General features: G+C 55.7%; 12 protein-coding genes and 2 tRNA genes. 3 read left to right on the top strand and 11 right to left on the bottom strand.

The features are described 5' to 3' along the window. Positions 1-103 precede the first annotated feature (103 nt). The 9 genes from trxB to HQ37_RS02580 form a co-directional block, all read right to left on the bottom strand. Positions 104-1,048 carry a thioredoxin-disulfide reductase gene (gene trxB / locus HQ37_RS02620; protein ID WP_036879963.1) on the bottom strand — a complete coding sequence of 315 codons (945 nt, stop codon included), beginning with the start codon at positions 1,046-1,048 and terminating at the stop codon, positions 104-106. Positions 1,049-1,162: 114 nt separating this feature from the next. Next, positions 1,163-1,236, bottom strand: a tRNA-Thr gene (locus HQ37_RS02615). A gap of 289 nt (positions 1,237-1,525) precedes the next feature. Then, a complete protein-coding gene (gene cobC, locus HQ37_RS02610; RefSeq protein ID WP_036879961.1) occupies positions 1,526-2,080 on the bottom strand; it encodes an alpha-ribazole phosphatase family protein in 555 nt (184 codons plus the stop codon). Between the two features lie 3 nt (positions 2,081-2,083). Then, the gene (gene cobS, locus HQ37_RS02605) at positions 2,084-2,917 is read right to left on the bottom strand and encodes an adenosylcobinamide-GDP ribazoletransferase (protein WP_152566770.1); all 834 of its coding nucleotides are present in this window, start codon (positions 2,915-2,917) and stop codon (positions 2,084-2,086) included. After that, positions 2,886-3,950, bottom strand: coding sequence for a nicotinate-nucleotide--dimethylbenzimidazole phosphoribosyltransferase (gene cobT, locus HQ37_RS02600; protein ID WP_036879946.1), 1,065 nt, complete (start codon positions 3,948-3,950; stop codon positions 2,886-2,888). The genes cobS and cobT overlap by 32 nt, the downstream gene beginning before the upstream one ends. Before the next feature lie 21 nt (positions 3,951-3,971). Then, positions 3,972-4,481 carry a bifunctional adenosylcobinamide kinase/adenosylcobinamide-phosphate guanylyltransferase gene (gene cobU / locus HQ37_RS02595; protein WP_036879942.1) on the bottom strand — a complete coding sequence of 170 codons (510 nt, stop codon included), beginning with the start codon at positions 4,479-4,481 and terminating at the stop codon, positions 3,972-3,974. Positions 4,482-4,506: 25 nt separating this feature from the next. Continuing rightward, positions 4,507-5,133 (bottom strand): nicotinate (nicotinamide) nucleotide adenylyltransferase, encoded by a 627-nt coding sequence (gene nadD, locus HQ37_RS02590; protein ID WP_036879940.1) that lies wholly within the window; start codon positions 5,131-5,133, stop codon positions 4,507-4,509. Positions 5,134-5,135: 2 nt separating this feature from the next. Further along, positions 5,136-6,323, bottom strand: coding sequence for a nicotinate phosphoribosyltransferase (gene pncB, locus HQ37_RS02585; protein ID WP_036879937.1), 1,188 nt, complete (start codon positions 6,321-6,323; stop codon positions 5,136-5,138). Between the two features lie 40 nt (positions 6,324-6,363). After that, on the bottom strand, positions 6,364-7,137 hold the full coding sequence (locus tag HQ37_RS02580) for a hypothetical protein (protein ID WP_036879934.1): 774 nt from the start codon (positions 7,135-7,137) through the stop codon (positions 6,364-6,366). Between the two features lie 414 nt (positions 7,138-7,551). On the opposite strand from HQ37_RS02580, the gene HQ37_RS02575 reads away from it, so the two are divergent. Both HQ37_RS02575 and HQ37_RS02570 read left to right on the top strand, forming a co-directional pair. Then, positions 7,552-7,627: transfer RNA gene (locus tag HQ37_RS02575), tRNA-Gly, on the top strand. Positions 7,628-7,650: 23 nt separating this feature from the next. Then, the gene (locus HQ37_RS02570; RefSeq protein ID WP_052080701.1) at positions 7,651-8,292 is read left to right on the top strand and encodes a MarC family protein; all 642 of its coding nucleotides are present in this window, start codon (positions 7,651-7,653) and stop codon (positions 8,290-8,292) included. Positions 8,293-8,408: 116 nt separating this feature from the next. Here HQ37_RS02570 and HQ37_RS02565 read toward each other — a convergent pair whose 3' ends face one another. Next, positions 8,409-10,223 (bottom strand): membrane dipeptidase, encoded by a 1,815-nt coding sequence (locus HQ37_RS02565; protein ID WP_036879930.1) that lies wholly within the window; start codon positions 10,221-10,223, stop codon positions 8,409-8,411. Positions 10,224-10,255: 32 nt separating this feature from the next. Further along, positions 10,256-12,217, bottom strand: a complete 1,962-nt coding sequence (gyrB, locus tag HQ37_RS02560; protein ID WP_036879928.1) for a DNA topoisomerase (ATP-hydrolyzing) subunit B — start codon at positions 12,215-12,217, stop codon at positions 10,256-10,258. 457 nt (positions 12,218-12,674) lie between these two features. Here gyrB and hemA point away from each other — a divergent pair, with 457 nt between their 5' ends. After that, positions 12,675-13,934, top strand: a complete 1,260-nt coding sequence (gene hemA, locus HQ37_RS02555) for a glutamyl-tRNA reductase (protein ID WP_036879926.1) — start codon at positions 12,675-12,677, stop codon at positions 13,932-13,934. Positions 13,935-13,941: the final 7 nt, after the last annotated feature.

Raw genomic sequence — 13,941 nt, 5'->3', positions numbered from 1 at the left:
CGAAGAAAGGGCGGATTAAACTCTTACAGGCTTTGAAGGGAAAAGGTTTAGGATGATAATCTCCTAGACCTTTTCCCTTATTGTTCTAGTCCCTTTGAGCCTTTTAGAGGTTGTTTGCACCGAGGTAACGCTCAGCCTCGATAGCTGCCTTACAGCCCGAGGCGGCGGCGGTTACAGCCTGGCGGTAGTGTGGATCTGCTACGTCCCCGGCGGCGAATACCCCAGGGAGGTTGGTGGAGGGTGAATGTCCCTTCGTGATAATGTAGCCCACCTCGTCGCACTCTAGATACTTGGAGAAGAGGCTGGAGTTGGGTGAGTGCCCAATGGCCAGGAAGAAGCCATCGATAGCAATGTCCACAAGCTCCTCATCTGGCTCACCCTTGCGCTTGACCAGGTGGGCACCCTCTACACCATTCTCGCCAAAGAGTCCTAGGGTATTGTGTTCGAAGAGGATAGTGATATTCTTCGCATTGCGTACACGCTCCTGCATGATCTCAGAGGCACGCAGGTAGTTTTTGCGGACGATCATGTAGACATGCTTAGCGAGTGAGGCGAGGTAGAGAGCCTCTTCGCAGGCAGTATCTCCACCGCCCACTACGGCCACGACCTTGTTGCGGTAGAAGAAGCCATCGCAAGTTGCACAAGCCGAGACCCCCATGCCTGCATACTTCTGCTCGTCCTCGAGACCGAGGTACTTGGCAGTAGCTCCCGTGGAGATGATGATCGTGTCTGCCTCCACCTCGTGTCCATCGTCGAAGGTAACCAGGTAGGGAGCCTTCGAGAGGTCTGCCTTGACTGCGATACCTGTACGTATCTCAGCGCCAAATCGCTCGGCTTGCTTGCGCAGATCAGCCATGAGCTCGGGGCCTGTGATACCCTCGGGATAACCAGGGAAGTTCTCCACCTCTGTCGTGGTCGTTAGCTGCCCTCCTGGCTGTAGGCCTTCGTAGAGTAGGGGAGCTAGGTTTGCTCGAGAGGCGTAGATAGCGGCCGTGTAGCCTGCTGGGCCTGAGCCGATGATCAGGCAACGCTTGTGTTCTCTGTTCATAATGATGACAATGAGTTTTTAGATAATTTCTTTATGAGTAATAACCAGCTAGCATTCTCGGAGGTTCAGTCGTAAAACGAAGAAGGTTACTTCCCAGAGGGAAGTAACCCGTAGAGCCTCTTGTCGGATTCGAACCAACGACCCCGAGATTACAAATCACGTGCTCTGGCCAACTGAGCTAAAGAGGCAGGTGGGCAAGCGATCCATATCGCACCGCTACGACCTAATACCCTTGCTGCGATCAAGCCCTGGGGGAGTCAAAGGGAGCTGGTCGTATGGGACTTACCCGCTGCAAAGGTACTACTTTTCTCCAAATTTGCAAGTATTTGACTTCGTTTTTTCTTTTTCTGTGAGGGGGCGTGCAGATAGTGTTCTTGTTTAGAGAGTGTTATCCTGTGGGGCGAATACGCCCTTCGACCTCTCCTAATGCTTCCCTGGTGGCTTTTTGGTGCTAAAGCAGCCCTCTAGCTTCTGCACCTAGAGGGGAATGACCTCGATCTGACCATAGGAGCAGGCGTAGTCGAAGGCTTGCTCGAGCGAATACCTCCCCTGCCATACCGCAGCCGAGCGAAGTACTCCCGAGTGGGTAAAGGCCAGGATATTCCCTCCAGTACTGAGGGCCTCCGTCCTCTTCTCCTCTAGGAAGCTAGCCACACGCTCATATTGTTCGGCGAAGGACTCCCCCCCAGTGGGGGCTGTGTAGATATAGTCCCGATACCACTCCTCTAGCCTGGGATCCTCGATAGCGTCGAAGGCTTGCAGCTCCCATTGGCCGAAGTTGAGCTCCATCAGACGGTTATCTCGCTGGATATGATCGCCGTAGCCACAAAACTCGGCGAGCCGTATGCACCGAGACATCGGCGAGCTATAGACCCTCATCCCCTCGGGTGTAAGCCCTAGGCTCTCGAGCTCTTGCCTGACACAGAGGGCCTCCTCGGCGAAGCTGTCAGCCAGAGGAACATCGCTCTGCCCGTAGCAAACCCCTCGAGGGATCGCTACCGAGGTGTGGCGAATAAGGATGAGCCTGGCCATACTCTAGTCGATCGGTAGGGGATAAGAGGCTCGGAAGCTGAGGATGATTACGAGCTCGGCCATGAGATAGACAGCCCCACAGCAGTCGCCCGTATAGCCTCCGATACGCTTGCGTATGTAGGCGATCAGCCCTCGTACTAGGGCTATAGGCAGTAGGAGCGAGAGTATAACACCCCTCGTGCGATACACCATCCCTTCGCCCCCCTCGGAGATGAAGTGTGCTAGCAGAGCAAAGATGATCACTAGAGAGAGGATGCTAGGCCAAGGGTTCGTGGGCGTGTAGACGACCCCGGTCTTGCTCTGCTCCTCCTCTCGGGCATAGGGCAGTAGTCTAATCTGTTGCATTGAGAGGATGCGCCCATATACCCCAGCGTAGATCAGCAGTAGCGGATGATGGGCATCGGGTATGCTCTGCATCGCTAAGACTAGGAGGATGAAGTAGAGGATGAGGCTCAGTACCCCATAGCTCCCGATGTGGCTGTCTTTCATGATCATAAGGATGCGCTCTCGCTCTCTCCCCCCACCAAATCCGTCGAAGAAGTCTGCTAGACCATCCTCGTGGAAGCCCCCCGTGAGCAACAGCCTAGCGATGAGTGCCAGGACGAAGGCCACCACCCACGAGCCTGTGAGTAGATAGCTGCCGAGCAGCATAAGGCTCATAGCTCCTGCGACGATGAAGCCCACCACGGGCCACCAGTTGATGGCTTGACTGTAGGCCTCGCGAGGTAGCTCTCTGAGCCGCCAGGCAGGCAGGCGAGTGTACATCGAGACGGCGGCGAGGGCTTGATCGAGGGCTGAGGCTGACTTACTCATGGGTCTCGTCTGTGTCTTGGTCAAAGTACTTCGTTACCCCTGCCCCTGCGAAGGAGGCCATCTCTGAGAGCATACGCACGCTAGAGTGGACTATAGGCAGGGCACACACCGCTCCACTCCCCTCGCCCAGGCGCATCCCGAGGTGTAGTAGGGGCTTAGCCCCGAGATAGTTCAGTAGGCGAGCATGACCTGCCTCATCCCCCTGATGCCCGAAGATAGCGTATTGTCCCACGAGGGGGTAGAGGGCTCGAGCTGCCAGGAGGCAGGCAGTCATGATGAAGCCATCGACGAGGATTGTCATCCGCAGCTCCGCCGCCCGAAGCATTCCCCCCAGGGCTGCAACCATCTCTAGACCACCGAAGTAGCGGATGTGATCGATGGTCTCTGAAGAGCCCTGATAGCCCTCGAGGGCTCGCTTGAGGATCTGGTACTTATGCTCTAGGCCTGCATCGTTGAGGCCACTGCCACGGCCAACGCAGTCTCTCAGATCCATACCCGTTAGGATGCTCATCCACAGGGCCGAGGCAGCGGTATTGGTGATGCCCATCTCACCGAAGCTAACGATGTTAGCCCCCTCCTGCTGGGCTCGCTCCACCATCTCTACCCCGACCTCTATCGCCCGATCGAATTGGCTCTCTGTCATGGCATAGCCCTCGAGGTAACTCTCTGTGCCGTACATGATCTTGCGATCTATGAGCCCCTCGATCGAGCCGAACTCATAGTCTACGCCGACATCGACCAGTAGGGTCTCGACCCCATGCTGTCTGCTGAGGTAGCAGACCCCGGCACCACCCGAGAGAATGTTGTAGACGACCTGCCAAGTAACCTCCTTCGGACTTTGACTAATCCCCTCATTGACAATGCCGTGGTCTGCGCAGAAGATGATGTTGTAGGGTTTGTGTAGCTCGGGCGTAAGACTGCGCTGGATCATACCCACCTGTAGGGCGATCTCCTCGAGCCGTCCGAGAGCCCCCTTAGGTTTGGTGAGGTTATTGATCTTCTCGAGCAGGGGAGCTCTGTAGCGTTCATCTAGTGGAGAGATGTAGAAGTGTCTCATTGTCAATTGGTCATTTTGTCTTTATTTGACCTCCATGGGGATGCCGCAGACCATGAGGCTGAGGCGGTCTGCTCTCTGTGCGATGTATTGGTTGATCCAGCCTTGCAGCTCAGTAAACTGCCTCTGAAGTTTGTGTTCAGATACCCCTCCCATACCGATCTCGTTGGTTACGAAGATGAAGTGGGCATCCTGCTGCACTAGACGGTCAAACTCCTCCTTGAGGGCCTCGAGGGCATGCTCGACATCGCTCTCGAGGTCGAAGAAGAAGTTTGTTGCCCAGAGGGTTACGCAGTCTATGAGGACGACACGGCCCGTGAAGTCGTGTCGGGAGAGCTGGGTCTCCTCCTCGAGGTTATCCCAGTGCTCGGTGCGACGCTCCTGGTGTCGCTCTACACGGCGGGCGAATTCGTCGTCCCAGATGCGGGCCGTGGCCACATATAGAGGACGGGGAGATAGGGATAGAGCAGTCTCTTCGGCGAAGGTGCTCTTGCCCGAGCGTTCGCCTCCTGTGATGAGGTGGATGTAGCTCATTGCTCTCTTTGGGGTTGGTGTGGGGTTAGTGGGTGGAGGAGAGCGAGCGGATCTCGAGGCTGAGCTCGTCCCATCGCTCGGGGTGAGGGAGGCTCTCTCTGAGGTCTTTGCCTTCGAGGGCCGCTCGGCGAATAGCTGTCGAGGAGTACTCGAGTAGAGGGGCATCGAGCAGTATGATCTCGCCATCCTCTCCTGGCCTCTCCTGGCTTAGGTGGCGGATCTGCCCCTCTAGCTGCTCCCTGCTATAGCCCGCCCGTGGGTAGGCCAGCAGCCGATAGCCCTCGAGTAGCCGTTGGTAATCATGCCACGAGGCGAGGCCCATGAGGTTGTCCGCCCCGATCAGCAGGCTAAGCCTCGTCTCGGGGTGTAGGAGCTCGATGGCTCGTAGGGTGCGGACGGTGTAGTTGGGGCGAGGGAGATCCTCCTCGATGCGGCAGAGGCATAGCCTTGGCTCGCCCTCTATAGCCTCCTGGATGTAGTGAGCACGCCGATGGGCGAGGAGCTGGGTACGCCCCTGCTTATGTGGGCTCGATGGGCTGAGGACGAACCACAGCTCGTCGGCATAGCCCTCCGAGAGGACATGCCGGGCCAAGGCCAAGTGCCCTCGATGGATGGGGTTGAATGAGCCGAAGTAGAGGCAAACCTGCTTCATAGCTAGGGGAAAAGGTCGAGCCCTAGGGTGCGCTGTGCAAGCTCGATCTCTTGTGGATCTCCAGTATGCTTACCCTCGACATCGCTAAGCTTGATGCAGTTGTGCCAGCGTTCGCGTTCGGTCATCTTGCAACTGTAGAGTTTCATGACGATATTGCGAGGCTTGACTCCATTGCCCACATCGTTGGAGAGGTTCGTCCCTATGCCGAAGCTCGCCCCAATGCGTCCTCGACAGTAGTCCGCAATCTCGATCGCACGTTCGGGGTTGAGGCTGTCGGAGAAGATGATGTACTTGATCGTCGGGTCTACACGCAGCTCTTTGTATCGGGCAATAGCCTTCTCGGTGAAGACGAAGGGGTCTCCACTATCATGACGCAGGCTGGTGTAGAGCATAGCGTGTTTCTTGCTGAAATTGCTCATGAAGACATCAGTCGTATAGGTATCGGTGAGTACTGTGCCGAGGTCGCCGTCGTAGACGTTGATCCAGTCCTCCATGGCCATGTAGTTGGCCATCTTGTAGCCGAACATAGCTCCATGAAATTGTATCCACTCATGAGGGTGTGTCCCTGTAACCCTAAGACCCAGGAGGTAGGCAATATATACGTTGCTTGTGCCATAGAGACTCTCGCCTGCATGCTCCTTGAGCAGCTCCGTCATGCGTAGCTCCACGTCGAAGCTGAAGCGGCGACGCATCCCAAACATGGAGAAGGTAATGTTGTGCTCTCGGAGCATGCGTGCCTTCTCGATAATGCGCTGCTCGGCATACTGCATATCGGGCTCTGCGCCAGTGGCCTGGTAATATAGCTCGCTCACCAAGGCTAGGATAGGGGTCTCCCAGAGAGTAATGCGGTAGAGCAATCCCTCGGCCCATATCGAGAGGTGTCCCTCCTCGTCTTGGGAGACTTGTACCTCCTGTGGGTCGAAGCGATAGCCTCGGACGAAGTCTATGTAGGTAGGGGGTAGGTAGGGAAGCCCATGGGCGAGGAACTGTGCCTCCTCACGGCTCAGACTGAGCGAAGCCATGGCCTGGATCTCGGACTTGACCAGCTCGGCAAAGCCCTTGGGGTAGATGGTGTGGTCTCTGTCGATGAACTGAAATCGCCCACAGGCACGAGGATAGAGCTTCGAGTAGGCGTAGCTCGTGGTAAACTTGTAGAGGTCTGTGTCTAGGATACTTCGGATGATGCCCATAATCGTTGTAGGGAATATAGAGGTGTTAGGAATGCGATGACTATTGAGGCTCGGGCGATAGCTCTTGCTGTGCCAGCTCGAGGAGCCGAGTTACACGGCCGAGCGTGAGCGGGTGTGTGTTGGTGATGAAGCTACGTCGGCTGAGAAATCCGCCCATCTCATTGCAAGAGGCGATGTAAGCCCCGAGCAGACGTTCCATATCGGAGTCTACAGGCAGGAGGATGCCGAAGAGCATGAAGCTGGGCGCAAACTCGTACGACTCGACCTCGCCCCCTACTCGCCCCACCTGGTAGAGGAGCTCATCGACGAGGATGCGCTCTTGGTAGGGCTCTATTGTGATCCCTGGGCGGTAGGTTACGAAGCCATGCAGGCGAATGAGGTGGCCTCTGCCGCCCAAGCCGCTGGCTAGCATCACCTGATCTGCATCAACGAGCGATCCCACGACGCTCATTTTGAGGTCGAGCTCGGCCATGAGAGCCCAGCTACGATTGACTGCTTTGAGCCGAGGTAACAGCTCCTGTACCAGGCGCAGAGCTTCGATGGAGGCTGTCGAAGCGAGGAGTACGAGCTGTTTGCGTAGCTCCGAGACCTCCATCGTCTCTTGGGCGAAGAGCTCTCGAGCCTGGCTGATAATCTCCTCATCATCGAGAGCCAGCGAGCCCTGTAGGCGTTGTCTGCGTACAGACCGTGCCTGCTCGATGTACTGCTTCTGTAGCTGTATGGGCACATACTCGGGCAATTGGTGGATGTTCTCTGGGGCGATGTGCGAGAGCTTATCCTGCAATTCTGTATTGTCTGCTTCGGTGATGCTCATAATGCACAAAGATAAGTCTTTCCGTATAGCTTGCCCTCACTTTGGGGTAAGATCTGTATGGGGTCAGGGTTGTGGAGATGGCCTCTCGGTCTCTCAGCCCCTCTCGTGAGTTTCTAGTTATACCTCTCTTGTGCTCCTGCTTAACTCTCTATTGAAGCTCTATTTGAGTCTCTGTTGCGATCCTATTTGGACCTCCATCGAGCTCCTATCTGAGCCTCTGCTGCGATCCTATTTAGATCTCCATCGCTCTCCTATCTGAGCCTCTGCTACGCTCTTATTTAGATCAATTTGAGAAGTTCGTTATTCAGAGACTTTCGGGGATGTTTCACCCGAATGAACAAGATTGGTGGGGCAAAGGCTTGCATAGTATTGGTTAGTTATTTACCTTTGCAGAGCATTTCGATAGCACCTCTTGCGGTAGTAGCTCAGTTGGTAGAGCATCGGCTTCCCAAGCCGAGGGTCACGAGTTCGAGTCTCGCCTACCGCTCCACTGTAATCTAAATCCCTTCTGTTATGGCACTAGACATAGGTCATGAGTTGTCTCTCTTCAGCTTCGAAGAGATCATTGGTTCTTTTGCCCCTCTCTTTGTTACTATTGATATTCTAGGTGCTATACCCATTGTGCTTTCACTCAAGGATCGAGGACAGAAGTATGATCCCACTCAGGTTGCCGTTTATTCCACGATCATCCTCTTGATCTTCCTCTTCGTTGGGCAGTCCTTGCTCTCAGCTCTGAGCATCGATATCCATTCGTTTGGGGTAGCCGGGGGGATCATCCTCTTGGTGATGGCCGCTGAGATGGTCTTTGGGCTGCAGATCTTCCAGGAGGATGGGCCTACGGCCAATGCGACTTTTATCCCTCTCGTCTTCCCTCTCTTCGCTGGGGCAGCAGCCTTTACGACCCTACTTACTCTTCGCAGCCAGGGGTTAGCCTATATCAATCTGAGCATCAGTGTTGTCCTCAATATGTTCGCCGTTTACCTTGGGCTACGCTTCGTAGATCCTATCGAGCGGCTCTTAGGCAAGAATGGGGCCTACATCCTGCGTAAGTTTTTCGGGGTCATCCTGCTGGCTATCGCTGTGAAGTTCATCACCAATAGCTTGATTCATGTGATTGCCGATGTGAAGATTGGGGTGGAGGCCATTGCTGGCTAAGCTCTTCGCCCTATACCGAAGCATTATTCACTACTCATAAGGGTTGCGCCCCCGATCGAAGTTTTATCAAGACTTCGATCGGGGGCGCAACCCTTCTTTTTACTACTGAGCAACCACTAGTGTCCAGCCTGGCATTGCTCCAGGACACGCATGAGGTTCTCACCCCAGATGAGCGAGAGCTCCTCCTCGTCATATCCCCTGTCGAGCAGCTCCATGGTGATGCGGATCAAGTCTTCGCTCGAGCGACAGCCCACCAGCTCCCCATCTCCATCGAAGTCCGAACCAATACCCACATGTTCAATCCCTGCGATGCGGATCACGTGCTCGATATGATCGACAGCGTGTAGATAGCTCGCCTCGGCCTCCTCTGGATGGATGAAGCCTGCATAGAGGCAGATCTGCACCACCCCGCCCGTGCGGGCAATCGCTCGGATCTGCTCATCGGTCAGGTTGCGTGGATGGTCGCAGAGACTGCGGGCCGAGGAGTGGCTCGCTATGACTGGCTGTGTGGTGATCTCGAGGACGTCAGCAACGGTCTCCTCTGCGGCGTGGCTGAGGTCTATCATGATCCCGAGCCTATTCATCTCTCGCACAGCGGCTCGACCGAGCTCGCTCAGCCCCCCATGGGTGCGCTGGCTCTTGCGGGCCGAGTCGCAGAGGGCATTGTCTCCATTGTGGCAGAGGGTGATGTAGACGATGCCATATTGTTCTCGGTAGTATTGCAGTAGGCTCAGGTCTTCGCCTATGGCATAGCCGTTTTCGATGGCTGGTATGATCGCCTTGAGGCCTTCACGTTGAGCCTGTCTGATCTCCTCGGCAGAGCGAGCAATGCGTGCTCGCTCGGGGTAGAGGGAGACCTGGTGATGCAGCTCGCGGAGCTTGCCTTCGGCATAGAGGCGGGCCTCCTGGTGTGCCTCGTTGTTCACCTCTCCTTGGGGCAGGTAGGCGACCATTACCGTCGCATCAATCTGTCCGAGCTCGAGCTTGGGCAGATCCACGAGGGTAGGGCCATAATCTCCTAGGCGAAACTCAGGGGTGAAGCACATCGGTGTGTCGGTGTGCGAGTCTAGGGTCAGATGCTCTCGGTGGAAGCGTCTCGCTCTGCGATAGAGCTCCCCTCGGCGGACGATATGCTCGAAGAGGCGCAGCTGAGTCTGATCCCCTCCCAAGACCATCTGCTCGGGATGCCACTGCACAGCGAGTATATCCAGCTCGGGGAAGGCATCTATAGCCTCGTTGATACCATCTGAGGCAATGGCCAGCTCGGTGAAGGGGGGCTTGATCTCTCGCAGGGCTTGGTGGTGCAGACTATTGACATAGAGCTCCTCGCATTCTTGGGTGTCGATGCCGAGTAGCTCGCCTAGGCGATTGGGCAGGCCCGATAGGCTTACCTTGTGCGCTGCCATGGTCTTGGGGATGCTGGGGCTATGGTCTATGGCCAGCTCTATGGTATATTGGCTGACAAGATCTTGGAAGAGCGTAGAGCCATAGGCGACCCCTAGGAGCTGATGCCCTCGACAAATACCCAGGATCGGTAGGCACATTGAGGCAGCCAAGCGGATGAGGAGTAGCTCGTAGCGGTCTCGCTCGGGCTTCACCTCTCCGAGGCCTCGCAGAGGCTCTTCGTCGAGGTAGAGGGGGTAGAGGTCTGAACCACCCGAGAGGATGAGTGCATCGACGCCTCGGAGCAGGTGTGTCAGGGCCTCCAGGTCGGAGGTGATCGGAAGGATCACGGGCGTCCCACCTGAGCGGATGACTGCCTCCGAGTAGGCGAGAGCAAGGCTCGAGCCATACTCGGTACTGTTGGCCGTGATGCCGATGACGGGCCGAGCAGTTGCTAAAAAGGGAGAGGACGTGCGTCCCCTCCCTAGATAGTGCTTGACCTCTTGATGCAGGCTCTGTAGAGCTGGCGAAAGATCTTGCTTTATCATGACTTCTATTGCATCGTGATACTCACATGCTGTTAGGCATCGATGCGAGCATAGGTAGCATTGGCCTCGATGAACTCTCTGCGTGGGGCAACATCGTCGCCCATGAGCATGGAGAAGATAGAGTCGGCCTCGGCTGCATTCTCGATCGTGATCTTGCGCAGCGTCCTATGCTCTGGATTCATTGTGGTTTCCCAGAGCTGCTCCTCGTTCATCTCACCAAGACCCTTGTAACGCTGCACATGTACCTTGCTCTCGTCCCCAGAGGCTACTCGGGAGATGAAGGCGAGGCGTTGCTGTTCGTTCCAGCAGTACTCCTGCTCCTTGCCTCGACGGCACAGATAGAGCGGGGGAGTGGCGATGTAGACATAGCCGTTCTCGATGAGGCTGCGCATATTGCGGAAGAAGAAGGTCAGGATCAGCGTTGCAATATGGCTGCCATCTACGTCGGCATCGGTCATGATGATGACCTTGTGGTAGCGCAGCTTCGATAGGTTCAGTGCCTTGCTGTCCTCCTCTGTGCCGATGGTTACACCGAGGGCGGTGTAGATGTTGCGTATCTCTTCGCTCTCGAGGACTTTGTGTTGCATGGCCTTCTCCACGTTGAGGATCTTCCCTCTTAGGGGGAGGATAGCCTGAAACTCTCGGTCTCGTCCCTGTTTGGCTGTACCGCCGGCCGAGTCTCCCTCGACGAGGAAGAGCTCGCTCTGTGCGGGATCTTTGCTCGAGCAGTCAGCGAGCTTACCGGGCAGTCCACCGCCAGAGAGGGGCGACTTACGCTGTACCATTTCACGGGCCTTGCGTGCAGCTTGTCGAGCCGTTGCCGCAAGGATGACTTTGTCTACGATGATCTTTGCCTCCTTGGGGTGCTCCTCGAGGTACTGCTCAAGTGCTTTGCCGACAGCGATCTCTACGGCACCGCTGACCTCGTTGTTACCGAGCTTAGTTTTCGTTTGTCCCTCGAACTGTGGCTCTGCGACCTTGATGCTCACCACAGCGGTCAGTCCCTCGCGGAAGTCATCGCCTGTGATTTCAACCTTGACCTTATCCAGGAGCTTAGAGTCGGTCGCATACTTTTTGAGCGTGCGAGTAAGTCCACGACGGAAGCCCGCCAGGTGTGTCCCCCCCTCGATGGTGTTGATATTATTGACGTAGCTGTATACGTTCTCTTGGTAGGAAGTATTGTAGGTCATGGCCACCTCCACGGGGATGCCCTGCTCTTCGCAGGAGATGTGGATGATGTCCTGCACGAGGGCCTCCTTCATGCGGTCAATGTAGAGAACGAATTCCTTGAGTCCATCGGCCGAATGGTAGGTTTCACTGCGGAAGCTCCCATCCTCAAGAGGTGTGCGCAGATCCGTAAGCGTTAGCTTGATACCTGCATTGAGGAAGGCTAGTTCGCGCAATCTATCGGAGAGGATCTTGAACTGATACTCCCTAGCGATGAAGATGGAGCTGTCGGGGGTGAAGATGATCGTTGTCCCAGTACGATCCGTCTCTCCCAGCACTCTCAGTTCTGTGGTGGGCACGCCACAAGAGAACTCCTGCGCATAAATCTTTCCCTCACGATGAACGATCGCCTTGAGATGCGTCGAGAGTGCATTCACACATGATACACCAACCCCGTGCAGTCCTCCCGATACCTTGTACGAACCCTTGTCGAACTTACCCCCTGCATGCAGGACTGTTAGCACAACCTCGAGGGCACTCTTGCCCTCCTTCTCGTGAATGTCTACAGGGATGCCTCGACCATTGTCCTGTACCTCGATGGAGTTGTCTGGGTGGATGGTTACGCGGATGTCGTCGCAATAGCCTGCGAGAGCTTCGTCGATAGAGTTGTCTACGACCTCGTAGACCAGGTGGTGGAGACCCTTCTCTCCTATGTCTCCGATATACATGGCTGGGCGTTTGCGGACTGCCTCGAGGCCCTCTAGCACTTGGATGCTACTAGCCGAGTAATCCTGCCCTTGCATTTTGTCGTTTAGTTCTTCGTTCATTGATGTACATCTTGATTGTAACTACAAAGGTAGTGAAAAGCTGCGTGATGGGCAAAGCTCGCCCTCTCGGCCCCATCCCTGTCGATGAGAATGCAGTATGGACTCCCAGGGAGATGTGTATTAATTTGTATGTTAGTTCTTTGTGTGTTTCTCTCGAGGTCTCTCTAGAAGTCTCGATAGGGCCTCGCTTGAGATCCTATTAGGATCACCATCGAGACTCAGATAGGATCGCCATCGAGATCCTAATAGGATCGTTGTAGAAGTCTAGATAGGCTCTCTATCGAGGAGTCGTCTAGGCACTCACTCGAGCTCTCGATAGACCTCCACTTGGATGCCTCATAAGGCCTCTTCGGACGAGCCTCCGAAGTCGAACCATACACTCCCATGCTCCCGAGGAGGAGCACACGAGGGTGAATGTTTATCTTTGCAGGCAAAACAAAAACGAGAACTACTTATAATGATTGGGATCATAGGTATTAGCCACCATACGGCGAGCCTCGAGGAGAGAGAGCTATTCGCCCTAGATGCCTCTCAAGCCAAGGCCTTGGTCGAGCAATGGCGCACTCAGGATCTTATTGTAGGGGCGATCATCCTCTCGACCTGCAACCGAACCGAGATTTATTACGAAACAGCCTCTGCCTGCCCTTCGCAGGGAGCGAGGATCATCGATACTCTCACGGCTCAGTATGATGAGGGCGATGCCCTCAAGCAAGCCTTCGTTCACCATACGGGGAGCGAGGCAACGAGACACCTCTTTCGCCTAGCCTCGGGCCTCGAGTCGATGGTCGTTGGGGAGACGCAGATCTTGGGACAGCTCAAAGCGGCCTTCCGCATGGCGATAGATGAGGGGCAGAGTACACCGTTGCTCTCGCGCCTCTTTCACAAGGCATTTGAGGCAGCCAAGCATATCCGTACTCATCATCTCATCTCAGCCACACCAATCTCGGCAGGCTCGGCTGCGGTGGACTTTGTCTCTGAGCGTCTCGGGGGGCTCGCCTCTAGCCCTGTGCTCATCATTGGCGCAGGACAGATGGCCGAGACTATCTATGATCGTCTGCAAGAGCTAGGTACTCCCGAGGTACACCTCTACAATCGTACGGGTGAGCGGGCCGAACGCTTCGCCGAGGGTCGAAGCCTTCGTATTTGGAGCGGCGACGATCTACGCCCTGCGCTTCAGGCGGCCTCGGTCGTCTTTGTTGCGACCTCGGCTTCGTCCGCAGTGGTTACCGAGGAGCTACTCAGTGGCCTCGAGCAGCAGTGGAGCTTCTTCGACCTCGGAGTGCCTCGCAACGTAGCCCAGGATCTAGGTCATGACCCTCGTATTCATCTCTATACGATCGATGACCTCGGTCGTGGGGCTTGCGAAGAGGGGCGGTTCGACCTCAAGGGCGTGGAGGTTCAGATCGAGGAGATGGTGCGGGAATTCGCCCGTTGGTGCGATGCCTCGGAGATGCGAGAAGTGATTCGTATCATCCAGCAGGCCTCAGATGCGGTGCTCGAGCAGGAGCTCAGCAAGCTCCCCAGTCAGCTCTCAGCTCATGAGCTGGAGCTTATTACTCAGTACGATACCCATCTGCGTATCACCTTCGCTACAGCCATCGTCTCGGCCCTGAGGGAGGTAACCCAGGAGGGGCGGCAGGCCAAGGAGGCGCAGGCCATCCATCAACTATTTGCTCACATCTTGGATCGCTACAGTCCAAGCTCCTCCTCAACATAAACCCATC

The organism is Porphyromonas sp. COT-239 OH1446, from assembly GCF_000768875.1.
GTDB lineage: Bacteria > Bacteroidota > Bacteroidia > Bacteroidales > Porphyromonadaceae > Porphyromonas.
Note: the sequence above shows the minus strand (reverse complement) of the source record. Positions and strands in the feature narration are given on the sequence as shown.

Bases quoted from the DNA above. Each gene is read 5' to 3' on its own strand.
- trxB (WP_036879963.1), bottom strand. From the start codon at position 1,048: ATGAACAGAGAACACAAGCGTTGCCTGATCATCGGCTCAGGCCCAGCA.
- cobC (WP_036879961.1), bottom strand. From the start codon at position 2,080: ATGGCCAGGCTCATCCTTATTCGCCACACCTCGGTAGCGATCCCTCGA.
- cobT (WP_036879946.1), bottom strand. From the start codon at position 3,950: ATGAGACACTTCTACATCTCTCCACTAGATGAACGCTACAGAGCTCCC.
- cobU (WP_036879942.1), bottom strand. From the start codon at position 4,481: ATGAGCTACATCCACCTCATCACAGGAGGCGAACGCTCGGGCAAGAGC.
- nadD (WP_036879940.1), bottom strand. From the start codon at position 5,133: ATGAAGCAGGTTTGCCTCTACTTCGGCTCATTCAACCCCATCCATCGA.
- pncB (WP_036879937.1), bottom strand. From the start codon at position 6,323: ATGGGCATCATCCGAAGTATCCTAGACACAGACCTCTACAAGTTTACC.
- HQ37_RS02580 (WP_036879934.1), bottom strand. From the start codon at position 7,137: ATGAGCATCACCGAAGCAGACAATACAGAATTGCAGGATAAGCTCTCG.
- HQ37_RS02570 (WP_052080701.1), top strand. From the start codon at position 7,651: ATGGCACTAGACATAGGTCATGAGTTGTCTCTCTTCAGCTTCGAAGAG.
- HQ37_RS02565 (WP_036879930.1), bottom strand. From the start codon at position 10,223: ATGATAAAGCAAGATCTTTCGCCAGCTCTACAGAGCCTGCATCAAGAG.
- gyrB (WP_036879928.1), bottom strand. From the start codon at position 12,217: ATGAACGAAGAACTAAACGACAAAATGCAAGGGCAGGATTACTCGGCT.
- hemA (WP_036879926.1), top strand. From the start codon at position 12,675: ATGATTGGGATCATAGGTATTAGCCACCATACGGCGAGCCTCGAGGAG.